Origin of the sequence: Wenzhouxiangella sp. XN24 (assembly GCF_011064545.1) — a bacterium.
Lineage (GTDB): Bacteria > Pseudomonadota > Gammaproteobacteria > Steroidobacterales > XN24 > XN24.
Genome location: NZ_JAAMFG010000017.1, coordinates 220710 through 241478 on the forward strand (window position 1 = coordinate 220710; position 20769 = coordinate 241478).

Annotated in this window: 22 protein-coding genes and 1 pseudogene; 6 read left to right on the forward strand and 17 right to left on the reverse strand. The window is 67.2% G+C overall.

Annotated features, from left to right (window positions below; genetic code table 11):
* Positions 1 to 7 precede the first annotated feature (7 nt).
* The 10 genes and pseudogenes from G6032_RS01230 to G6032_RS01275 form a co-directional block, all read right to left on the reverse strand.
* Positions 8 to 1447, reverse strand: coding sequence for a MotA/TolQ/ExbB proton channel family protein (locus tag G6032_RS01230; protein WP_206211726.1), 1440 nt, complete (start codon positions 1445 to 1447; stop codon positions 8 to 10).
* Positions 1444 to 2232, reverse strand: a complete 789-nt coding sequence (locus G6032_RS01235; protein WP_165280304.1) for a DUF3450 domain-containing protein — start codon at positions 2230 to 2232, stop codon at positions 1444 to 1446. The genes G6032_RS01230 and G6032_RS01235 overlap by 4 nt, the downstream gene beginning before the upstream one ends.
* Before the next feature lie 173 nt (positions 2233 to 2405).
* Positions 2406 to 3953, reverse strand: a complete 1548-nt coding sequence (locus G6032_RS01240) for a GTPase domain-containing protein (RefSeq protein ID WP_165280305.1) — start codon at positions 3951 to 3953, stop codon at positions 2406 to 2408.
* A complete protein-coding gene (locus tag G6032_RS01245) occupies positions 3950 to 5200 on the reverse strand; it encodes a GTPase (RefSeq protein ID WP_346763732.1) in 1251 nt (416 codons plus the stop codon). Before G6032_RS01245 ends, G6032_RS01240 begins: the two co-directional genes overlap by 4 nt.
* The gene (locus tag G6032_RS15540) at positions 5197 to 6375 is read right to left on the reverse strand and encodes an FAD-dependent oxidoreductase (RefSeq protein ID WP_165280306.1); all 1179 of its coding nucleotides are present in this window, start codon (positions 6373 to 6375) and stop codon (positions 5197 to 5199) included. The genes G6032_RS01245 and G6032_RS15540 overlap by 4 nt, the downstream gene beginning before the upstream one ends.
* Complete coding sequence (locus G6032_RS01255; protein ID WP_165280307.1) at positions 6368 to 6775, reverse strand: CBS domain-containing protein; 408 nt, start codon at positions 6773 to 6775, stop codon at positions 6368 to 6370. The genes G6032_RS15540 and G6032_RS01255 overlap by 8 nt, the downstream gene beginning before the upstream one ends.
* Positions 6776 to 6833: 58 nt before the next feature.
* A complete protein-coding gene (locus G6032_RS01260) occupies positions 6834 to 7181 on the reverse strand; it encodes a transcriptional regulator (protein ID WP_165280308.1) in 348 nt (115 codons plus the stop codon).
* Positions 7178 to 8686, reverse strand: a complete 1509-nt coding sequence (locus G6032_RS01265; RefSeq protein WP_346763733.1) for a DUF1538 domain-containing protein — start codon at positions 8684 to 8686, stop codon at positions 7178 to 7180. The genes G6032_RS01260 and G6032_RS01265 overlap by 4 nt, the downstream gene beginning before the upstream one ends.
* A 162-nt stretch (positions 8687 to 8848) precedes the next feature.
* A pseudogene (gene rpoS, locus G6032_RS01270) lies at positions 8849 to 9766 on the reverse strand (RNA polymerase sigma factor RpoS); the annotation flags it as partial.
* A gap of 174 nt (positions 9767 to 9940) precedes the next feature.
* A complete protein-coding gene (locus tag G6032_RS01275; protein ID WP_165280310.1) occupies positions 9941 to 11203 on the reverse strand; it encodes a mechanosensitive ion channel family protein in 1263 nt (420 codons plus the stop codon).
* A gap of 60 nt (positions 11204 to 11263) precedes the next feature.
* Here G6032_RS01275 and G6032_RS01280 point away from each other — a divergent pair, with 60 nt between their 5' ends.
* Positions 11264 to 11875 (forward strand): CIA30 family protein, encoded by a 612-nt coding sequence (locus tag G6032_RS01280; RefSeq protein ID WP_165280311.1) that lies wholly within the window; start codon positions 11264 to 11266, stop codon positions 11873 to 11875.
* A gap of 35 nt (positions 11876 to 11910) precedes the next feature.
* A complete protein-coding gene (gene arfB, locus G6032_RS01285) occupies positions 11911 to 12345 on the forward strand; it encodes an alternative ribosome rescue aminoacyl-tRNA hydrolase ArfB (protein ID WP_165280312.1) in 435 nt (144 codons plus the stop codon).
* 80 nt (positions 12346 to 12425) lie between these two features.
* Here the strand turns inward: arfB and G6032_RS01290 are convergent, their stop codons facing one another.
* The 3 genes from G6032_RS01290 to G6032_RS01300 are packed head-to-tail and all read right to left on the reverse strand — an operon-like array spanning position 12426 to position 14356.
* Entirely contained in the window at positions 12426 to 13163 is a 738-nt protein-coding gene (locus G6032_RS01290) for an NAD(P)H-dependent oxidoreductase (RefSeq protein WP_165280313.1), read from the reverse strand.
* A gap of 13 nt (positions 13164 to 13176) precedes the next feature.
* Complete coding sequence (locus G6032_RS01295; RefSeq protein WP_165280314.1) at positions 13177 to 13728, reverse strand: carboxymuconolactone decarboxylase family protein; 552 nt, start codon at positions 13726 to 13728, stop codon at positions 13177 to 13179.
* A 40-nt stretch (positions 13729 to 13768) separates the two neighbouring features.
* On the reverse strand, positions 13769 to 14356 hold the full coding sequence (locus G6032_RS01300) for a TetR/AcrR family transcriptional regulator (RefSeq protein WP_165280315.1): 588 nt from the start codon (positions 14354 to 14356) through the stop codon (positions 13769 to 13771).
* Between the two features lie 69 nt (positions 14357 to 14425).
* Here G6032_RS01300 and G6032_RS01305 point away from each other — a divergent pair, with 69 nt between their 5' ends.
* The 4 genes from G6032_RS01305 to G6032_RS01320 all read left to right on the forward strand — a co-directional run bounded on the left by G6032_RS01305 (position 14426) and on the right by G6032_RS01320 (position 17237).
* Positions 14426 to 14983, forward strand: coding sequence for a peroxidase-related enzyme (locus G6032_RS01305; RefSeq protein ID WP_165280316.1), 558 nt, complete (start codon positions 14426 to 14428; stop codon positions 14981 to 14983).
* Positions 14984 to 15098: 115 nt separating this feature from the next.
* Positions 15099 to 16367: an outer membrane protein transport protein gene (locus G6032_RS01310; RefSeq protein WP_165280317.1), complete on the forward strand. Its 1269-nt coding sequence runs from the start codon at positions 15099 to 15101 to the stop codon at positions 16365 to 16367.
* A gap of 16 nt (positions 16368 to 16383) precedes the next feature.
* Positions 16384 to 16815, forward strand: coding sequence for a YeeE/YedE family protein (locus G6032_RS01315; protein WP_165280318.1), 432 nt, complete (start codon positions 16384 to 16386; stop codon positions 16813 to 16815).
* On the forward strand, positions 16812 to 17237 hold the full coding sequence (locus G6032_RS01320; protein WP_165280319.1) for a DUF6691 family protein: 426 nt from the start codon (positions 16812 to 16814) through the stop codon (positions 17235 to 17237). Before G6032_RS01315 ends, G6032_RS01320 begins: the two co-directional genes overlap by 4 nt.
* Before the next feature lie 57 nt (positions 17238 to 17294).
* Here the strand turns inward: G6032_RS01320 and G6032_RS01325 are convergent, their stop codons facing one another.
* From G6032_RS01325 to G6032_RS01340, 4 genes are all read right to left on the reverse strand, one after another.
* A complete protein-coding gene (locus G6032_RS01325) occupies positions 17295 to 17666 on the reverse strand; it encodes a DUF6746 family protein (protein ID WP_165280320.1) in 372 nt (123 codons plus the stop codon).
* A 152-nt stretch (positions 17667 to 17818) separates the two neighbouring features.
* Positions 17819 to 18349: a type 1 glutamine amidotransferase domain-containing protein gene (locus G6032_RS01330; RefSeq protein ID WP_165280321.1), complete on the reverse strand. Its 531-nt coding sequence runs from the start codon at positions 18347 to 18349 to the stop codon at positions 17819 to 17821.
* Between the two features lie 133 nt (positions 18350 to 18482).
* The gene (locus tag G6032_RS01335; RefSeq protein WP_206211728.1) at positions 18483 to 19775 is read right to left on the reverse strand and encodes a YeeE/YedE family protein; all 1293 of its coding nucleotides are present in this window, start codon (positions 19773 to 19775) and stop codon (positions 18483 to 18485) included.
* Entirely contained in the window at positions 19703 to 20632 is a 930-nt protein-coding gene (locus G6032_RS01340) for a sulfurtransferase (RefSeq protein WP_165280322.1), read from the reverse strand. Before G6032_RS01340 ends, G6032_RS01335 begins: the two co-directional genes overlap by 73 nt.
* Positions 20633 to 20769: the final 137 nt, after the last annotated feature.

Below are 20769 nucleotides of genomic sequence, written 5' to 3' on the forward strand. Positions count from 1 at the left end.
CCGTTACTCAGGCCGCCAGGGCCTGGCGCTTGCCGCCGTCGCCCCCGAGCTCCTCGGCGCGCTCGGCGATGACGCCGGCCGCCTGCTCCTGCAGGACGTGCTGGATGCGGCGGGCGCGGCCGTTGACGATGGTGTGCAGGAACACGATCGGGATGGCGACCACGAGACCGAGGACGGTCGTCACGAGCGCCTGCGAAATTCCGCCCGCCATCAGCTTCGGGTCGCCGGTGCCGAACAGCGTGATCGCCTGGAAGGTCACGATCATGCCGGTCACCGTGCCGAGCAGCCCCAGCAACGGCGCGACCACGGAGATCAGCTTGAGAAACAGGATGCCGCGCTGCAGGGCCGGGGTCTCGTGGAGGATCGCCTCACCGAGCTTGAGCTCCAGCGTTTCCGTGTCCTTGCGCCGGTTCTCTTCGCCCACCTTGAGCACCCGGCCGAGCGGGTTGCCGCTGTCGAGCTGCTCGCGCTTCAGCTGCGCGGAGACCTTGCTGCTCGCGAGGCCGAGGGAGACCAGCCGTTCCGCGGCCAGCAACAGCCCGAGCAGGCCCAGGCCGATGATCACGTAGCCGACGACCCCGCCCTGCTGGATGCGTTCCACCAGGTTCGGCTTCTCCGTCAGCAGGGAAAGGATCTGGCCGCGGGTCGGATCGAGGGCGAAATTCACCATCTCGGTGCCGCCGGCGGCCTCGTCGAGGTTGGCGACCGAGCGGACGAATCGGCCCTGTTCCGGCTGGCGCGGCATCACGGAGACATTGCCCGTCTGCGGCGTGAACTGGAGATAATTGTCGCCCGCGATGATGTTGAACACGCCCACACGTGTGACGTCTGCCGGGCCGCGTGTGCCGTCGAGCTCGATAATTTCGGTCGGGAAACGCACCACGCGTCCCTGCTCGGTCATTTCGCGCTGCAGTTCGAACCACAGGCGCTCGACCTCCTCCATGGAGGCGAGGCGGGACGTGGTGCCCATCTTTGCCGCGAGGTCAGCGAGGAACGCGGTGCGTTCGGGGTACTGGATGTTTACCAGCGAATTCTCGAACAGGCCCTGGGTGTCGCTGGACACCTGCTGGAGCACGCCGAACAGTTCGCGCAACGACCCAAGCCGCTTGTCGAGCGCGGCCTCGAGCTCCCCGATACGCACCTCGTTCTCCTCGTAGGTGGCTTCGAGGTCTTCGCTGGTCCCCTCCAGCTCGGCACGACGCTCGCGCGCCTCGGCGAGCAGGCGCTCCTGGTCGGCACGGGCGCCGCGGAATTCCGCTTCGCGCTGCTGGAAGGCCTGCTGGTCGCGCACCTGGCCCTGTTCGACCCGGCGCAGCAGCTCGGCCATCGACGGCGCCTGCTCCTGGGCGCCCGCAACGCCCGGCACAAGTACGGCGGTGGAGACGAGGACGCCGGAGGCGAGGAGAGAAGCGGCGAGCACGCCGGCAAGCAGGGAATTGCGCATCATGACGTCACCTCGGGCGCCGGTACCGGCAGCAGGAGCAGGTCGGGCGCGACCTGCTTGTTGGCCATCCGCAGGCCCAGGCGAACCTGGTTGCGCGCCTCGCTGGAATCGAGCGCCTGCCATTCGCCGGTGGACTTGTTCCATACGCCGGTCCGCTCGGCATCCACACTCTGGTAATACAGCCCGACGCGGCCGACGCGCAGGAAATTCACCTCGCGCAAACCGCCGTCGAGTTCGAGGGTGCCCTTGTAAGCCAGCATGGTCCGGCCGTAATCGATCTCGATCTGGTAGGCCTCGGTCACGCGCCTGAACTTCTCGGCGACGGTGACGTCGGCCCGGGCCATCAGCTCCTCGAGTCCTGCCACGCGCTCGCGACGCTCCTCGAGCAGGAACGGCACATCCAGCGCGACGAACTGCTCCAGTCCCTCGATCATGCGGATCATCAGCGGCGTGATCTGGCGCTCCATGACCGTCACCTGGTCGATGGATGCGCCCAGGTCCTCGATCTCGGTGCCCTGCGCCTCGACCTGGGATGCAAGCAGGTCGGTGTAAACCTCGAGGCCGTCGATCTCCTTGAGGACAGTCCGGTACTGGTTTTCCAGGCCGCGGGTCGCCTCGACCACGTCATCGATGCGGTCCTGGGAGGCCTGGGCTACGCGGATCCGCTCGTCGCCCTTCCGGATCACGTTGTCGAGATCGGCGGCGGAAACGAGTGTGATGGCGCCCGCGGTCATCGCGAGAGTCGCGGAAACCAGCAGCGACTTGAAAGGCTTGCGGCGAGATAGCATGGGGGGCTCCCGATATCCGGCGATATCCGTATTGGTCAAGACAGCCTGCCCTCACTGGTGCGCGACGGGCCCAGCGGATCGAGCATCGGCATGGATTGGCGATGCGCGTATGTTAGGAAAGAAATGTTGCAAATATGTTTCAGCCGGCGATCCGGCTGTGGCGGGCCCCGGGATCAGCGGGAATCGGTTCCGCCGGAGGCGCGCAGCGAGGCCAGCACGCGGCCCGCCGACCGCAGCTGGGCCCAGAGCAGGCGCCAGTCCTCGTCGCGCTGGCGCGCGCGCAGGCAGCGCAACAGCCGCACCCGATCGGCGTCGGGTTGCTCCAGCAGCATCGCGGCCCAGAGCGCATCGTCGACGTTGTAGGTCATGCCCTCGGCCAGGCAAACCGGAATGACCTGCGCCATCGGCACGTCCAGGTCGGCGGCGACCCGGGCCATGGCTGCGACGATCTGGCCGGCCTTGGCGCCCTGTGGCGGATCGAGCACGTAGGGCGGATCCCACTCGCGCATCGGGCGCAGCTGGTCGATGTGCGTCATCACCACCAGCATCGGCGGGGCGCGCCGCGCCGGATCCGCGAGCGAAGCACGCAAGCGGTCGAGCCGCACGCGTTCCTCGGCCCGGTCGGCGCGGTTGGCCGCGCTCACCCACAGCAGCAGGTCGGCTTCCCGGGCGATTCTCTCGAGGGCCCGCTCGTCGAAAAGCTCGCCGTCGAAGCCGGGCGTGTCGAACACCAGGGCCCGCAATGCGCCGTCGCGATCCAGCCGGAAGGGCTCGATGCCGGTGGTGGTGTCCGGCAAGACGTCGGTCGCCGTCGTCACTTCGCCGAACAAGGCGTTGATGAGGCTGGATTTACCTGCGTTCGCGCGGCCGAGCAACAGGATGCGCAGTGGTTCCGCGGTGTCAGCGGCGCGGGCATCGGCGGCAGCCTCGTCGCCGGCCAGGCGGGGGACCGGGGCCTCCAGCGGCACACTGTCGTCGAGTTGCACGAGTCCGCCGTACAGTTCGATCGCGTGATAGCCGAGCTTGCGGATGTATTCACGCAGCAGCCAGGTCTGCACGCGGTCCGACCCGTGTTCGAGCAGCTCGCCGAACACCGCCCGGCGCAACTCCTCGACGACCGCACGCTGCGGCGACACCACGGCCCGGGCGGCCCGAATCCAGCCCTCGTGGCGCCGGAACAGCTCCCGCAGGGTCCGTGCGTGGGCCACCGTGCCGAGCGTCAGCCGATGACTGAAAGGAATCGTCCCGACGACCTCTTCGCGGAGTTCGCGGGACGCGCGCTCGATGATCAACAGCGTGTGCGGCAGGGTCATCTGCAGCAGGGGCTGGCTGGCACGGGGATGAAAGTGCCCCGCCACCATGACCAGGACCCTGCGGGCGAGTCGCATCAGGCCCGCCCCGTCGCTCAGCGGCCATTCCTCCGGGGTGGCCTCGTCCGCCAGGGCCTCCACCTTGCGCCAGCATTGCTCCGCATCACCGGGCCAGTGCGCGCCCGGCTCGGTGGTCGATCGGTCCAGGGCGCGCTGCTCGCGCATGACCGCCAGCTTGTTCAGCAAGAGCCCGCTCGCTGCGGCCAGCGCCACGCCCAGGAGCCACCACAACATCCCGCCCGCCTGCCACAGCCACACGGTGCCGAGCACCGGCAAGATGACCAGGGGCGCGAGCGCAATCGCGATCGCGACGAGCCGCGGCCAGCCGAACTGGGCGATGAGGTCTTTCATCGGTCGGGCGCGTCCGGCGGCGGCAGGCGCTGGATCGAGCGCTGCTCCCGCATCATGCGCCGCCCCGTCTTCAACGCGTCGCGATAAATGGCACGCAGCGTCTCCGCCTCGATCGCCTGCCCTTCGCGGCGGCGGGCCAGGTACGCACAGGCGGCCTTGCCGAGCGCGTAGGTCATCGCGCCGCTGGCGCTCGCACCCCAGACCGCGCCCACCGTCTGTCCCAGGACGGGGACGAGCTTGGCGATACCGCGCCCCGCGATCCGCAGGCCGTAACCCACGGCGTAACCGCCACCCAGCAGCCCGATGAACTCCGAACTGTTGCGCGCGTTCCAGCGCAGGCGATAGATCCCCGCGAGCACCTTCAGGAGGCGGGCCTGCAGTGCCGGCACGAGCGCCAGGTCCACCACGGGCACCGCACCCACGGCGGCGGCGGCCAGGCTGTACCCGACAATGTGCGGATGGGCCGCGCGGCTGTATAGATCGCTGACCTCCGGGTCGGCGCGGAGCCGTGCCTGGAGACCCAGGGACGAAGTCTCCTCGATCGCCGTCCACAGGCTGTCGATACCGTATTCGACCGGCACGTAACCGTCTTCCGGAAGCGTGAAATCGACGGGCACGCAATGCACTGCGCCGAAACCGGGCATCGCCTCGAACTGCTCGCGCTGGGCCAGCAGCAACCTGCGCAGCGCGTCCGGTACACGATCCATCCAGTCGGCCGCCTCGAACGGATAAGGCACGACGTGCTCCATGCCGGCTGGATAAGCCTCGTGCAGGCAGGTCTGGACGACCAGCAGCGGCCATTCGGGATGCCGGCCGCGCACCTTGCGCAACACATCGACGAGCACCCCGGGCCGGGTGTCGGTGGCCTTGACCACCGCCATCACCAGGTGGGCGCGGGACTCGCACAAGGCGATGTCGTCATCGGGGTGGTAATCGACCTCCCCGAGGCCGCGCGTGTCGAGGAAGCTGACCACGGGGGCGTCCGACGGAAAATCGTAGCGGCTGGCCGTCCGCGTGCAAGGCTGGAAGCCATCGCCGATGGCGGCGCGCGAGCTCCCGGTGAGTGCCCGCACGATCGAGGTCTTGCCGGATTGCGCCTTCCCCAGCAACCAGATCACGGGCGCAGGCTGGCGCGATGCCGCTGCGCGCACGGCGGTCTCCAGCCCCTCGAGTTCGGCCTCCGGCTGCGCCAGCGCCTTCTGCAGCGCGCGCCACAAGGCGCTCCAGCGACCCGACGGCGCGTTCACGCCAAACCCCCTCTGCTGTCCGCGCCCGCGCCCGCGCCATCGCGAGGGGGCGGCGCGGACTGGGCCGGACCGCCATGGCGCCGGATATAACGGCGGTCGATCCAGTTCTTGAGCCACCATACCCAACGGCCCGCGAGGCTCCAGCGCCCCCAGACGCCGATCGCGTGGCGCGGCCCCGTCGAGAGCAGGAACAGGGTTCGTTGCCGGGGATGAAATGCCTGCAGGGCCTTGCCTTCGAGAACGGCCACCAGGTTGTCGCCGACCACCGGCCCTGCGCGCACGGCATTGACACCCGACCGCGTCATGCGGACATCTTCGCGTGCAGCCACATCCCCGGCCGCAAACACGGTCGCATGAGACGTGCTGCGCTGGTGCTCGTCCACGAGCACGAAGCCCTGGGCATCCAGCGCCAGGCCCGACGACGCCAGCCAGGCCGGCGGCCGGGCCCCGGTGGCCGCGATGACCCAGTCGGCCGCCAGCCGCTCGCCCGAGGCCAGGCACAGGCCATCCGGCACGCCGCTCGCAGGCGAACGATGCACCGGGATGCCGCGCCGCTCCAACAGGCGCTTAACCCGCCGCCGGACTCCCCGGGCATGCTCCGGCATCACGCCCTCTTCCGCGGCCACCAGCTCGACAGCCACGTCGAGCCCATCGACCCCCATGGCGTGGCGTGCTGCGAAGGCGAGCTCCACGCCGGCGGCGCCGCCACCGGCGACGACCAGCCGCCGGCAGCTCCCGGCGCGTGCCGCGGCGACGATCCGCGGCCACTGCGCGACGAAGGTCTCGAGGGGTCGCACGGGCAATAGCGCCGCGCCGGTGCCGGCCAGCGCCGCGACCTGGATCCCGCTGCCGACATCCAGCGACGCCAGTTCGAAATGCATGCATCGACCGGAGACCAGCGAAACGGAGCGATCCGCGGCGCTCATGGCGTCGATCCGGTCGAGCACCAGTTCCACGCCGGCGGCCGCAGCGAGCGGCGCCAGGTCGAGCCGGCACTGGGCGAGCGTGTAATGGCCCGCCATCCAGCCGGGCAGCATGCCGGAGTAGATCGGGAAGCGACTCGGCGTCACCATGGCGACGTCGCCGTCGGGGCCAGGCCGACGCGCCAGGGCTCGCAAGGCCTGTACATGGACGTGCCCCCCGCCGGCAAGCAGGAGGCGCCTGGTTTCAGGCATCGCGTCCCGGTTTGTCGTCCGCCATGGCCAGCACCTCGCCGACGATATCGTTCATGGTGATGATCCCCGCGAGCTCATCCGTCTCCAGCACCACGACCCGGCTGAGACGCTGATGCGCCATCAGCCGGGCGACATATTTCACGTCCATGGACGGCGGCACGGTAATCACCGGCTTACGATACACATCGTAGACGTTGACGAGGTCGATATCGCCCTCCTCCGCGACGATCGTGCGCAGGATGGTGGCGTAGGTGATGATGCCGTAGGCGTCGTGGGCATCGCGCCGTTCGACCACGAGCGATTTCACTTTCCGGCTTCTCATCTTCTCGATCGCATCGCGCAAGGTGGCGAGCGGCGAGATCGTGACCACGTCGGTCTGCATGATGTCCTTGACGAGCATGGGGCCTCCGGAAAGAAACTGTTATCTCGGGAAAAAGCGAAACAGGGCCTGGCGGCGTTCAGATCTCTTCGCGGATCTGCTCGGCAAAGCTTTCGATCTGGCGCATGTCGATGCCCGCGAGGTGCTCCAGCGGCACGGTGAACACGACGCCCTTCGAGTGGGTTTTAAGATCGAGGTCCTCGGTCAGGGCTTTCATCACCCCAAGTGAGAGCTTTTTCTCGAGGATGCAGATCACCACCGTCTGGCTGCCCTGGTAAGTCAGGCCGAAAAACGTCTTCTTCTCTTCCGCGCCGGTTCCCCGGGCGCTGACGATCGTCATGCCTCCGGCACCCGCCTGGCGGGCGACCTCGATGGCTTTCTCCTCGAGATCTTCAGCGACGATGGCGACAAGCAGGGCAAATTTCATGACACGAGTCCTCTTCGCCGGTTGGCGATTTCCACGAGGATGGCGTAAGCCATCACGGATATTATCGGAAATATGGAAGCGAACGCGATCAGGCCGAAGCCGTCGATCATCACGTTGCGTCCCTCGATCTGCGTAGCCAGGCCGATCCCCAGCGCTGTCACCAGCGGCACCGTGACCTCGGAAGTCGTGACGCCGCCGAGATCGTAGGCCAGCGGCACGATATAGCGTGGCGCGAGCAGTGTCAGCACGATCACGATGGCGTAACCGCCCATCACGTAAAAATGGATCGAGTCGCCGCTGATGATGCGATGGACGCCGATGGTGATACCGACGGCCACTCCGACGGCCACCAGCATGCGGATCACCGTGGCGTCCAGCTTGCCGCGTGCCGCTTCCTCGGCCTGGCGGCCGATGGCGATGAGTGCCGGTTCGGCCAGGGTGGTGGCGAAGCCGATCGCGAACGCGAAAAGATAGACGAACAGCCAGCCGTCCAGCGCGATGAGCTGCTCGGCCATGCTGCGGCCGATCGGAAACAGGCCCATCTTGAGCCCCACGACGAAGGCGTACAGGCCGATGATCACCAGCAGGAAACCGACGCTCGCCGTATGCAGGTGCGGCAGTGGCTTGCGGATGACCAGGTACTGGAAGACCAGCACGACCGCGATGATCGGCAGCACGTCGCGGACCATGGTCAGCAGGTCGCGCAGCATACCGGTGGCGAAACCTCCACCGACGACCGCGGCGGCGACGTCCGGATCCGGCGCCGTCGGCAAAGCCTGCGCGACTTGTGCCGCCTCACCGAAGGTGTAGACCAGGATGCCGTAAGCCTGGACCGAGATCATCGGCACCATGACCGCGAGGCCCACCAGGCCGAAACCGTGCAGCAGAGCGCTGCGTCCCCGGATCGAAGCTGCGAGGCCGATGCCGAGGGCGGCGATCAACGGCACGGTGACGATATTGGTCGTCACGCCACCGGAATCGTAGGCCAGGCCCACGATCTCCTCGGGCGCGAAAAAGGTCACGGCGACGACGAGGAGATAGCCGCCGATCATGTACCAATGCAGCGGATGGCCGAGCAGGATGCGCACGATGCCCAGCGCGACCACGGCGCCGACCGACGTGGCGACCAAAAGGCGCAGCGTCCAGCCGTCGACGCGCCCTTCGCTGATGATCTCCGCCTGGTCCGCGACGGCGATCAATGCCGGTTCCGCGATCACGGCGGCGAAGCCCAGGCAGAAGCCGAAGATCATCAGCAACGGCAGGGATCCCTTGCGCGCGAACTCGTTGGAGAGGTTCTTGCCGATCGGGAAAATGCCGAGCTCGAGACCCTGCAGGAACAGTCCGACGCCCACGACGACGATGCCGAGGCCGATCGCCATCGACAGGCTGTCCTCTGGCACCTGGCGGATGATCAGGAACTGGAACACCCCGACGACCACGATGATCGGCACCAGGTTGCGGGCAGCGTGGCCGAGCAGGCTGAGAAATCCGCCGAAGTGACTCACGCTTGGCGCATCCGTTCGCATCCAGGGGCCGCAGCTGACAATAGCACCCGACCGGATCGGTCGTCAGCATGGGTAACGGCCGTCCGCCCAGGAGAGAACAGGCGGCGGCCCGGGAGAGGATCCCGCGCGCGCTCGCGGCTCCGCGGAAGCCGGGGCCGCCGTTCAATCCAGCATGGATTCTTTGCCAAGCCCCTGCGACTGGAGCAGCCTGTAAAGGCGCGCCAGCGCCTCCATCTGGATCTGCCGGGTGCGCTCTCGCGTGACGCCGACGGCCTCGCCGACCTGCTCGAGGGTGGCCGGCTCGTGCCCGTGCAGCCCGAAGCGCCGCACCACCACTTGGCGCTGCTTGTCGGGCAACCGCTCGAGCCAGTATTCGATGATCCGGTTGACGTCGCGGTGCTGGCAGTCCTCGCCGCTTTCGCCTACCGACTCGTCGGGCAGCAGGTCGAAGACATCGCGTTCCCCGTCTTGCGACATCACGTTGCCGCTGGTCACTTGCTGGTCGTGAAAAGCCAGCATCCGGTCCACGTCGGCGGGTTCCCGATCCAGCAGCTCGCCGATCTCTTCGGCGCTCGGCGCCCGGTCGAGTTCCTGTTGCAGGCGGCGGGCCGCGCGCAGATAGATATTGATCTCTTTCGCGACATGAATCGGCAGGCGGATGGTCCGCGCCTGGTTCATGATGGCCCGCTCGATGTTCTGGCGGATCCACCAGGTCGCGTAGGTCGAGAAACGGAACCCCCGCTCGGGGTCGAACTTCTCGACGGCGTGCATCAGGCCGAGGTTGCCTTCCTCGATGACATCGAGCAGTGGCAGGCCCCGGTTCAGGTAACGTCGCGCGATCTTCACCACGAGGCGAAGATTGCTGACGATCATGCGCTTGCGCGCGGCCTCGTCGCCATTCAGAGCGCGACGAGAATAGTAGACTTCCTCTTCGGCCGTGAGCAGCGGCGAGTAGCCGATTTCGGCGAGGTAAAGGCGTGTGGCATCGGGCTCCGCGGCGGCGCCGCGGCGGGTACGCGTCGTTTCGCTCATCTCTCGATCCTTGCTGATATCCGTTCTACAGAGATCCCGAGAAAACGTTCGGCCATGATGGTCAACCGCGGTGGCCGCACTTCCATGCTGCTGTTCTTGATGAAAATTTTTGTAGCGCTATCCTTGTAAAAGCAGCCGGAGTGCATACGGTACTCGGTGATCGGCGGCTGGCTAATGTAATATTAACTGCGACTTATGTAAGTGCGTCGTCACACGAACCATTTAGCCGGGGTCAGCGTTTCCTGCAACCTCCGGAAGCCAGCGTCCCAGGTCGGCCCCCGTGGGTTCCTGGAACACCCGAAGGCCGAACTCCGGCACGATCGCATAGAGGTGGTCGAAGATATCCGCCTGGATGCCTTCGTACTCGACCCAGGCCGTCGTGGCCGTGAAACAATAGATCTCCAGCGGCAATCCGGTGGGGCCCGGCTGCAGCTGGCGGACCATCTTCGTGAGACCCTGGTGGATCCGCGGGTGTGCTTCCAGGTAGGCGGCCACGTAGGCGCGGAAAGTGCCGATGTTCGTCACCCGGCGGGTATTCACGGGATCACGTCCCTGGGCGAGCAGGACCTCGTTGTAGCGCTCCAGCTCCTCCCGCTTTCGCTCGAGATAAGCATCGATCAGGGCGAAGCGCTTCATCCTGTCGCGCTCCTCCTCGTTGAGGAAACGGATGGACGACTGGTCGATGTAGAGCGCGCGCTTGATCCGCCGCCCGCCCGTGTCGTTCATCCCGCGCCAATTCTTGAAACTCTCGTTGATCAGCCGCCAGGTCGGAATGGTCGTGATGGTGCGGTCCCAGTTCTGCACCTTCACGGTGTGCAGGGCGATATCGATCACGTCGCCGTCCGCGTTGAGCGCCGGCATCTCGATCCAGTCGCCCACCCGCAGCATGTCCTGGCTCGACAGCTGCACCGAAGCGACGAAGGACATGATCGTGTCCTTGAACACCAGCAGCAGCACCGCGGTCATGGCGCCGAGGCCGGACAACAGCAGCAACGGCGAGCGATTCAGCAATACCGCGATCACCAGCACCGCGGCGAAGATGAAGCCGATGATCTTGACGAGCTGGAGGTAGCCCTTGATCGGCTTGTTGCGCGCACGCAGCGGGTCGAGCCGCTCGTAGATATCGCCCAGTGCATTGAGCAGCTTGCCCAGCGACAATGCGACGGTCAGTATCATGTAGGCATTGGCGAGGTTGCGGACCAGCAAGACCGCGGTGTCCGGCAGGCCGGGCACATAGGCGATGCCGGTGAATATGACCACCGCGGGCACCACGTGCGCCAGGCGCGCCACCACGCCGCGATCCAGCAATGCCCCGCCGTAGGCGCTCGACGACCCGGAGACAGCCTTGACGAACAAGCGCAACAGCACGCGACGCGTGACGAAGTCCGCGGCCAAGGCTGCGGCAAAGAGCAGCACGACGAAGATCGTCGTTTCCAGCCGTGGCGTGGCGGAGAGCGGTTCGAGCAAGGTCTGCAGTGCGTCCATGGCGCGCTATTCTAGCCCGCCTGCCGCGCCCCTCGTCAGCCGGCCGGGGACCTCGTCGCCATGAAATCCGCACGACGCATCACGCCTTTCCTGCCGGCCATCGGGCTGGTTATGCTGTTGGCCCTGCCTGCGGCCGCGGTGAACCCGGACATGACGAAGCAGCTGCTGATCGACGACTTCAGCGACGCCGATGCGGTGTCGGCCCTCGGGACGCGCTGGGAAGGCCTGACCGACCGGGTCATGGGCGGGCGCTCGGACATGGAGATGACCATCCGCGAAGCGGATGACGGGGGCCTCCTCCATATGCGCGGTACCGTGCGCCTCGAGAATCGCGGCGGATTCATCCAGGCGCGCCTGCCGCTCGATTCGCGCGGCGGCCATTTCGACGCCAGCGACTGGTGGGGCGTGCGGCTCGAGGCGCGGGGGCGGCCCGGACCCTACTACGTCCACCTGCGGACGCGGCAGAACTGGATGCCGTGGCAATATTTCCGGGCCCGCTTCGAGATCGGGCCCGACTGGCGCGCGGTGTCGATCCCGTTCAGCGACTTCGAGGGCGTCTCGACCCGGCGCGACCTCGACGTCCGCGCCCTGAAGTCGATCGCGGTCGTCGCCTACGGCGAAGCCTTCGAAGCCGAGATCGAGGTGGCGCGCATCGAACTGGTGGCGCCCTAGGCGATGGCGCCCCGCCCGCCGCCAGGACCCGCGACATGAGCCCGGAAGACGAGCAGGACCGCCCGGCCTTCCAGCCCCCGGAGAGCGAACTGTCGGAGAAGTTCATCCTCACCGGCGGCCCCGGCGGCCAGCACGTGAACCGCACGGAGTCGGGGGTGCAGTTGCGCTACGACGTGGCGGCGTCCGGGTTCATCAGCGACGAGGTCAAGGCACGGCTGCTCAAGCTGGCCGGCAGCCGCGCGGACTCGAACGGGGTGATCACGATCGAGGCCCGGGGTCATCGCAGCCAGCACCGCAACCGGGAAGACGCGCGGGCGCGCCTCGCCGCGCTCATCGAGCAGGCCAGCCGGCCGCCGCGGCCGCGTGTGCCGACCCGCCCCACGCGCGCCTCCAGGCTCAAACGCCTCAGCGCCAAGCGCCGTCGCGGCGACGTGAAGCAGAAGCGCAGCCCGCCGGGCAGCGAGGACTGATCACTCGTTTGTCCGCAGCGCTTCGGGCGATCCCGCAGGGATATTCAATCGCTCAGCGAGTTTCCTTCGGCGATATTCTGTCAGCGATATTCCGGATTGGCGTAACCGAAATGCTCGCCCGCGTCCCACGCGGGCCTTTGGTTGCCGTACGCGGGCAGACCGCCGGCATCCTTGAGCAGGCGCGCCATGTGGAGCAGGTTCCAGGTCATGAACGTCGTATTGCGCTTCGTGAACTCGTTGTCGAAGCCCACGAAGCCGCCGTCGTCACGCGGGTCGCCGTAGCTCGGGCCGGGTCCCGCCTCCCCGATCCAGCCGGCGTCGGCCTGCGGCGGGATGGTGCAGCCGAGATGTTGCAGGGCATACAACACGCCCATGGCCACGTGCTTGACGCCGTCCTCGTTGCCGGTGACCAGGCAGCCGCCGACCTTGCCGTAATAGATGTACTGGCCCTTGTCGTTCAGCTGCCCGGATTGCGCGTACAGCCGCTCGATCACGCGCGTGCAGATCGACGAGCGCTCCCCGAGCCAGATGGGCGTGCCGATGACGAGGATGTCGGCGGCCGCAACCCGGGCGAAGATGTCGGGCCAGTCGTCACGCTCGAAGCCGTGCTCCGTCATGTCCGGCTGCACCCCCGGGGCGAGCTCGAAATCCGCAGCCCGCAGATGATCCACGGCGACGCCCTGCCCCTGCATGATCCCTTGCGAGACCTCCATCAGGGCCTGGGTGTGGGAGAACTCGGGTGAGACCTTCAAGGTGGTGTTGATGAACACGGCGCGCAGGTCGGCATAGCTCGCCGGTGGTTTCGTCGGGTTGTTCATGGCGCTGGACCTCCTAGGCCTGGCCTTCCCAGGCCTGGTCGGCGAACGCGTCGTCGAGCGGCGTTTCGGCGATGTGATTCGTGTAGTTGCTCAGCGTCTTCATCGCGATGATGGTGAGCACGTCCAGGACGTGACGACGCTCGAAGCCGGCCGCGCTGAACGCGCTCAATGCCTCGTCCGGCACCCAGCCACGATGACTCACGACTGCGCGGGTGAACTCGGCCAGCGCCTGGAGCCGCTCGTCGGATAACGGCTCCTGGCTGCGCAACGCCGCCAGCGCGCCGTCCGGCATCTTCACGCCCCTGGCGATGGTGCTGTGCGCGGCGACGCAGTAGCTGCAGGCGTTCTGGGCACTGACGCTCAAGAACACCACCTGCTGCTCCACGGGATCCAGGGCCGCTTTCTCCAGCGCCTTGCCGATGCTGGCATAGGCCTCGGCCGCGGCGGGTGATTCCGCGAACACGCCGAACAGGTTCGGCACGAAACCATAGGCCTTCTTGACCCCTTCGAGGGTCGGGCGGGCCTCGGCCGGCGCGGTGTCGATCGTGTGGACGTCGAATTTCATGTATTTCTCCTGCTCTGTCTTGTGCGTGTGCCGCGCGGCATCAGCGCAGCGCGGCGGCGGCGAGTTCGGCAAGCTTCGCGAGTTCCTCCGGCGTGGCGCCCGCCTTGGCGAGGGTGCGCAGCCCGCTCATGGCGCACACGACATGGCGGCCGAGCAGCTCGGGGTCCTTGTGCGGGTCGATCTCTCCGTCCCGCTGGGCGCGGCGCACCGCTTCGCTGAACACGCTCGCGAAGGCGTCGATGCTCATGCTGATTTCAGCAGCCATTCCCGGATCCCGCTGGCCGAACTCGGCAGCCGAATTGAATACGAGACACCCCATGCGCCCGTCGCCGCGGCGCGCGTCCTCGGCCACCGAGTCCAGCGTGTCGCGCAGAAACGCGAGGCCTGAACCGGAGGCCGCCAGCCCCGCCCGCAGTTCCGCAACGAGATTCTCCCGATACCGGTCGATGGCCCGCAGGAAAATCTGGCGCTTGCCGCGAAAGGCCTGGTAGAAACTGCTGCGCGCGATTCCCATGCCGTCCAGCAGGCCCTGCATGGACGTGGCCTTGTAACCCTGCGCCCAGAACAGGCGCATCGCGGCGCCGAGCGCGGCATCGGGATCGAACTCCAGAGGGCGACCTGAACTCATGTGACAAATATTGGTACCATTCGGTCCATAATACAAGTACAAGCAGGACACCCTCTGGAGGATCGGACGATGAGCTGGATCGACGAAGTCGACGAGAACGCAGCCGACGGCGAGATCGCCGAACTCTATTCGGCGCTGCGCGAACAGCGCGGCAAGGTCTCCAACATCCTCAAGGTCCACAGCCTGCGGCCGGACGCCCTGCGACATCATCTCGACCTCTACATGGGGCTGATGTTCGGTCCGGGCGGCCTGGGCCGCCGCGAGCGCGAACTGGTGGCCGTGGCGGTATCGCAGGCCAACGGGTGCCCCTACTGCATCGCGCACCACGCCGAGGCGCTGGCGCGCTACGTGCGCGACCCGGAACAGCTGGCGGCCTTGCGCGACGACGCGCGCCAGCCGTTTCTCACGGCACGGGATCGCGCCCTGGTGGACTACGCGGGGAAGCTCACCCGCACTCCGCATGCCATGGAAGAAAGTGATGTCGCGGCACTGCGCGATGCGGGGCTGGCGGACGAGGACGTGCTGCTGGTCAACCTGATCGTGGCCTATTTCAATTTCGTCAACCGCATCGCACTCGGGCTGGGCGTGGCGCACAACGAGGCGGAAGTGGAAGGCTACAAGGTGTGAGTCGAGCCGCAACACTTAGCACCGAATGGCATATGGACATGCCATCAAGTTCGTTCACCTCCGGGAGCCGTGTTGTTCCAATACGGCCGACTCATCGCCATCCCGGATATCCCCCATGCGCGTTATTTCCCGTTCCGCGACGCCTGCCGCCCTGGCGTTCGCCCTCGTGCTCGGCGCTTCGCCGGGCCACGCCACCAACGGCTATTTCGCCCATGGCTACGGCACGATCAGCCTCGGGATGGCGGGCGCCGGCACCGCGTTCTCGCAGGACGCGCTGGCGACGGCCACCAACCCAGCCGGCATGGCTTTCGTCGGCTCGCGACTCGACCTGGGCCTGCAGGTCTTTTCACCGCGCCGGGAGTACACCGTCACGGGCACCGGCACGCCGCAGCCGGGCACCTTCTACCTCACGGAGGGACGCCGCAACAGCTCCCGCGAGTACTTCCTGATCCCGGAGTTCGGCTACAACCGCGTGTTGAGCGATACCCAGACGGTCGGCATCACGGTGTTCGGCAATGGCGGCATGAACACCGCGTGGGATGGTGACGACGGTGGCACGTTTTTCGCCGGCCGGGCCGGGGTGGACGTCGCACAGGCCTTCGTGGCGCCGAACTGGACCTGGCGTTTTCGCCCGGACCAGGCGATCGGCGTGGCGCCCGTGCTCGCCATCCAACGCTTCGAAGGCCAGGGCGTCGGCAGCTTCGCAGCATTTTCCGCGGATCCCACCGCCCTGTCGGACAACGGCCACGACACCGCGCTCGGCTACGGCCTGCAGCTCGGCTGGCAGGGCGCCCTCGGGCCGACCCTGCGCGGCGGGTTGAGCTGGCGCAGCCGGATCTACATGGAGGAATTCGACCGCTATCGGGGGCTGTTCGCAGAAGACGGCGATTTCGACATCCCGCAGATGATCAACGCAGGCCTCGCCTGGACCGGCCTCGCCGCGCACACGCTGTTACTCGACCTGCAGCACATCCGCTACAGCGAAATCGACAGCGTCGGCGCCGCACTGTTGCCGAACCTCGCCACGGCCCGGCTCGGGGATCGCAACGGCGCGGGCTTCGGCTGGGAGGACGTGACCGTCGTGAAGCTGGGCTGGCAATGGCAATGGAGCGCACAACAGACCTGGCGGGCCGGAATCAGCTACGCGGAACAGCCCATTCCGGACACCGAGGTGCTGTTCAACATCCTCGCCCCCGGCGTGCAGGAATGGCACTTCACCGGCGGCTTCAGCCGCGAGATCAGCCCGGCGATCACGCTGTCCGGCATGGCCTTCTACTCGCCGGCCAAGACGGTGCGCGGTGACAACCCGCTCGGCCCCGGCCAATCCATCGAGCTGCGCATGCAGCAGCTCGGCGCCTCGCTCAGCGTGGCGTGGACTTTCTGACGAGGAACGGCAAGCAATGACTGAGTTCACGCCCTGGAGCGCCTTGTTGGGCGGCGGCCTGATCGGCCTGGCCTCCGGAATCCTGTTACTGCTCAGCGGCCGGGTCGCCGGCGTCTCCGGCATCGCCGGGGGAATGCTGCGCCCCGAGCCGGGGACGGTGGGCTGGCGCCCGGCCTTCCTGCTGGGACTGGTCATCGGCGTATGGGTGTTCGGCGCACTCGGCGGCAATCTCGACTCGATCCGGGTCGCGGCAGGCTGGCCGGCGCTCGTCATCGGCGGGCTGCTCGTCGGCTTCGGCACCCAGCTCGGGGGCGGCTGCACCAGCGGGCACGGCGTGAGCGGCATCAGCCGTTTCTCGGCCCGTTCCATCGCTGCGACCGTGTTGTTCATGACCAGCGCCGGCGTGACGGTCTACGTTGCCCGGCACGTGCTGGGAGGCGGCGCATGAACCGGCATACGTGGATCGCGCTCGGCAGCGGCGTGATTTTCGGGCTCGGCCTCGCGATCAGCCAGATGATCGACCCCGAGAAAGTCCTCGCATTCCTCGACGTCGCCGGCCAGTGGGATCCCAGCCTGGTTTTCGTCATGATCGGCGCATTGCTGGTCATGGGCATCGCCTGGCGCCTGCAGACGCGCGGCGTGCAGGTCGATGCCCATGCCCGCAAGCTGTCCATCCCCGGGCACGGCATCGATCGATCGCTGGTTATCGGCGCCCTCGTGTTCGGCGTCGGCTGGGGGCTGGTCGGCTACTGCCCGGGGCCGGCGATCGCCTCGCTGGCCCTGTTCAGTCTCGAAGCTTTCGTGTTCGTCGCGGCGATGCTCGCCGGCATGCAGCTATTCCATTACTGGCGAGGCACCGGCGCCGGTTGACGGGATTAGCACGCCAGGCGGCCGGCCGCGTCCTCCGGGTCCGCTACGAGGATCTCGTCAGGGAAGCAGCTGTTCCGCGCGGTCCAGGTACTCGCGGCCACCGCGCTTGACGGTCGCTGAATCGGCGGACTCCGAGGCCAGGTGGACTTCCTCCAGCACTTCGGCCAGCCGGGCGTGCTCGGCGCGCATCGTCTCCAGGGCATTTTCCAGCGTGTAGGTCAGCACGTGGATCTCGTGCAGCTCCTGCGGACTCAGGCTGTCCTTTTCCACCAGGGCCTCCAGCTTGGGATGGTATTCGTTGAGGTTGGCGATGGCCTGCTCCACCGTTTCAGCCGGCTTTCCCTTGAAATGGTCAGGGCGTTCGTCGGCCAGGGCGGGCAGCGCCACTAGCAGGAGGCAGGCCGGGGCAAGGGACTTGATCAGCTTCATGGAGGTCTCCTCGGGTTCGCGATGAAACCGATTCTACCTTTCCCGGCGACACGCATGCGCGTGAGGGTGGCGGCCAACTGATCGAATCGTTCCTGCAGCTGGATTGACACCCCTGGTGGACCAGTCGGGTGGCCAGGCGCTTTTCTCCCGCGTTACCTTGCCTGGTCAGAGGCAAGTGCATTCAGAAGCGCCTTGCAGAACTCCGGCAGGTCGCCGGGGACCCGGCTGCTGATGAGATTTCCGTCGACGACCACAGACTCGTCCACCCACTCGCCGCCCGCATTCGACATGTCGTCGCGGATCGAGGAGGTAGAGGTCACCTTGCGGCCGCGGATGATGTCGGCCGACACGGCCATCCAGCCCGCGTGGCAGATCCACGCCACCGGCTTGTTCGCATCGTGGAGAGCCCGCACGAAACGCACCATGCTGTCGTGGGCGCGCATCTTGTCGGGCGCGTAGCCGCCGGGGATGACGACGGCGTCGAAGTCCGCCGCATCGACCTCGCCGACATCGGCGTCGCACTCGGCCGCGTAACCTTTCTTGCTGTGGTAGACGTCCTTCCCGGCGCCGAGCACGCTGACCCGGGCGCCCGCCTCGATGAGGCGCAGGCGCGGGTAATGCAATTCGAGTTCCTGGTAGTCGTCTTCCGCGAGGATGGCGACATGCTTGTTCTTGATGCTCACTATCGTGACCTCCTTTCGATCGTTCGTACTCTCGAAGATAGTCACTCGGGGCATGGATTGCTCCGGCCCGGTCTGTCGATTCCGGATCCAGCCGCGAATCGTTGCGCGGCGCCGACAGGCGTTCCTGAGAGATTTATCGAACCCGCGCCTGCTCGGCCTGGGGCCACGAACCTGTCAGTTGATTCGCGGCGAGACCGCCCCATACCGCCACCGTGGTGGCGGCGGCAAACACCCAGCCAGACACGGCGAACGCGGAAATCCCCGACAGCAGCACGCCCACCGTGCAGCCCAGCGCGACCATGGCGCCCCAGCCCATCAGCACACCGCCGAGCAGGGCAAGCAGGTAGCGGTGCCATGGATATCGGCGTGGCCGGAAGTTGCCCGAGGCGACGCCCGCGGCGAGAGCTCCGGCCACGAGCGCCAGGATGAACACCCCGTTCGGCGTCATGAGGGCATCGATCACCACCGTGGCGCAGCCGGCAAACGCATCCAGACCCGGCAGGCGTCCCTGCACCCAGCCAAGCTGCTCGGCCAGGGTCCGCGCGCGACTGCCGAGTTCGGCCGTCACGCCCAGCGGTTCGGTGCGCAGGTAAGCGAGGAAGCCGAGCACGCCGATGCCGATGCCGCCGAGCCAGGTCGGCCAGCGCTCCACGAAGACGCGTCGGGCGAGCGTCGCCGGCGTGGGCGGCGACCCGGTCGGCGAAGCGTCAGTCGGCTCCGGCCAGCGCACCCACAACAGCAATACGAGGGCCAACGCCAGCAACAAGCCGCCCTGCAAGGCCGCAGCGCCACCGTAACCCAGCATGGCCGGCAGCCAGGCCTCCGGGGCGCTCGACAGGGTGCCGGCGTAAAGGCTGTTCCACGAGAGGAAACCCAGCATGAACCCCGCCACGGTGCCCAGCAGGGCGAACGGTGACAGGGTCGAGCCTTCGCCGAGCCGGTAGAGGTGCGCGGAAATGCAGGAACCCGACAAGACCATGCCGAGGCCGAAACTGAGGCCGCCGGCGACCAGCACCCAGGACACCGGCCCGATGTGGGCATCCGGGGGCAGGCGGCCGACGCCGGGGTCCGGCAGCCAGGGCTGCAGCACCACGAGGTAGCCCAGGCTGCCGACCGCGAGCGCGACCAGGATGCCCAGCGCTCCGCGTGCGTCGCGCTCCTCGAACAGCTCACGCAGGATGCAGAAGAAACAGAAGCGCGAGCGCTGCAGCAGGATACCGAACGCCGCACCGGCAAACACCGTGAACACCGGGTCCCGGCCCAGGCCCGCGGCGCCATCGAGACGCAGGGCGCAAAGCACGATGCCGGCGACCAGGGCCGCCGGCACCATGATGCGCAACGCCAGGGAACGACTCAGGTGCCGCCCCACACCGTGCCGGCCGGGTTCGAGATCGGCACGCCGACCGAATTGCCGTACTCGGTCCACGAGCCGTCATACTGAACGGCGTCATAGCCGAGAATCTGCGACAGCACGAACCAGCTGTGGGCCGAGCGCTCACCGATGCGGCAATAGACGATGACCGGCTCGCTGCCGTCGATGCCGTTGCCGGCGTACAGCGCGCGCAGCTCGTCGATCGACTTGAAGGTGCCGTCGTCGCGCACCACCGAGCCCCAGGGCACGTTCTTCGCGCCGGGCACATGGCCGGCACGGATCGCGAGCTCCTGCACGCCGGGCGGGGCGAAGATCCTGCCTTCGAATTCCGCCGGCGAGCGGATATCGAGCAACTTCGCCTGGCGTTCGCCTTCCACCACCGCAAGCACGTCCGCCAGCCGGGCCCGCAGCCCGGGCTGCGTCTCGCTGACCCGGTACTCAGTGGCGGCATGGCGCACGGGACGACTGCTCAAAGGCCGGCGATCTGCTTCCCACTTGTTGCGGCCGCCGTCGAGCAGTTTCACGTCGGCATGGCCGTAGTAGCGGAAGATCCAGGCCCCCCAGGCGGCGAACCAGTTGTTGTTGTCGCCATAGAGCACCACCGTGGTGTCCGGGCCGATGCCGGCCGTCGAAAGCAGCTGCTCCCATTGCTCCCGCGGGGCGATGTCGCGCCGGACCGGGTCGACCAGCTCGGTGTGCCAGCGGAAGTTGACCGCACCGGGGATGTGGGCGCGCTCGAACTTGCCGGGCTCGACGCTCACCTCCACGACGCGGACGTTCGGGTCATCCAGGTGCGCCGCCAGCCAGTCCGCGCTCACCACCGCCTCGGAAGCGGCCGCCACACCCGCCACCGACAAGCCCGCCGCCAGCAACAGGCTGCGCGCACAGGAAATTAAACTATTGATTTTCATTGCATTCACCGCTCCCTTTCAAGTGAGAAAAATATAAAAGGGAGGATGCAGAGCCGTCCAACAACATTTTGGAATAGACTCATTCCAGAAAGTTAGGGTCCGGCGCACGGCGCGCCCCCGGGAAAGGCGGCGATGGT

Coding starts and splice junctions, on each gene's coding strand:
- G6032_RS01230 (WP_206211726.1), bottom strand. CDS start 1,447: ATGATGCGCAATTCCCTGCTTGCCGGCGTGCTCGCCGCTTCTCTCCTC.
- G6032_RS01325 (WP_165280320.1), bottom strand. CDS start 17,666: ATGAAGCTGATCAAGTCCCTTGCCCCGGCCTGCCTCCTGCTAGTGGCG.
- G6032_RS01280 (WP_165280311.1), top strand. CDS start 11,264: ATGAAATCCGCACGACGCATCACGCCTTTCCTGCCGGCCATCGGGCTG.
- G6032_RS01275 (WP_165280310.1), bottom strand. CDS start 11,203: ATGGACGCACTGCAGACCTTGCTCGAACCGCTCTCCGCCACGCCACGG.
- G6032_RS01315 (WP_165280318.1), top strand. CDS start 16,384: ATGACTGAGTTCACGCCCTGGAGCGCCTTGTTGGGCGGCGGCCTGATC.
- G6032_RS01320 (WP_165280319.1), top strand. CDS start 16,812: ATGAACCGGCATACGTGGATCGCGCTCGGCAGCGGCGTGATTTTCGGG.
- G6032_RS15540 (WP_165280306.1), bottom strand. CDS start 6,375: ATGCCTGAAACCAGGCGCCTCCTGCTTGCCGGCGGGGGGCACGTCCAT.
- G6032_RS01255 (WP_165280307.1), bottom strand. CDS start 6,775: ATGCTCGTCAAGGACATCATGCAGACCGACGTGGTCACGATCTCGCCG.
- G6032_RS01260 (WP_165280308.1), bottom strand. CDS start 7,181: ATGAAATTTGCCCTGCTTGTCGCCATCGTCGCTGAAGATCTCGAGGAG.
- G6032_RS01290 (WP_165280313.1), bottom strand. CDS start 13,163: ATGAACAACCCGACGAAACCACCGGCGAGCTATGCCGACCTGCGCGCC.
- arfB (WP_165280312.1), top strand. CDS start 11,911: ATGAGCCCGGAAGACGAGCAGGACCGCCCGGCCTTCCAGCCCCCGGAG.
- G6032_RS01340 (WP_165280322.1), bottom strand. CDS start 20,632: ATGAAAATCAATAGTTTAATTTCCTGTGCGCGCAGCCTGTTGCTGGCG.
- G6032_RS01240 (WP_165280305.1), bottom strand. CDS start 3,953: ATGAAAGACCTCATCGCCCAGTTCGGCTGGCCGCGGCTCGTCGCGATC.
- G6032_RS01300 (WP_165280315.1), bottom strand. CDS start 14,356: ATGAGTTCAGGTCGCCCTCTGGAGTTCGATCCCGATGCCGCGCTCGGC.
- G6032_RS01305 (WP_165280316.1), top strand. CDS start 14,426: ATGAGCTGGATCGACGAAGTCGACGAGAACGCAGCCGACGGCGAGATC.
- G6032_RS01310 (WP_165280317.1), top strand. CDS start 15,099: ATGCGCGTTATTTCCCGTTCCGCGACGCCTGCCGCCCTGGCGTTCGCC.
- G6032_RS01295 (WP_165280314.1), bottom strand. CDS start 13,728: ATGAAATTCGACGTCCACACGATCGACACCGCGCCGGCCGAGGCCCGC.
- G6032_RS01235 (WP_165280304.1), bottom strand. CDS start 2,232: ATGCTATCTCGCCGCAAGCCTTTCAAGTCGCTGCTGGTTTCCGCGACT.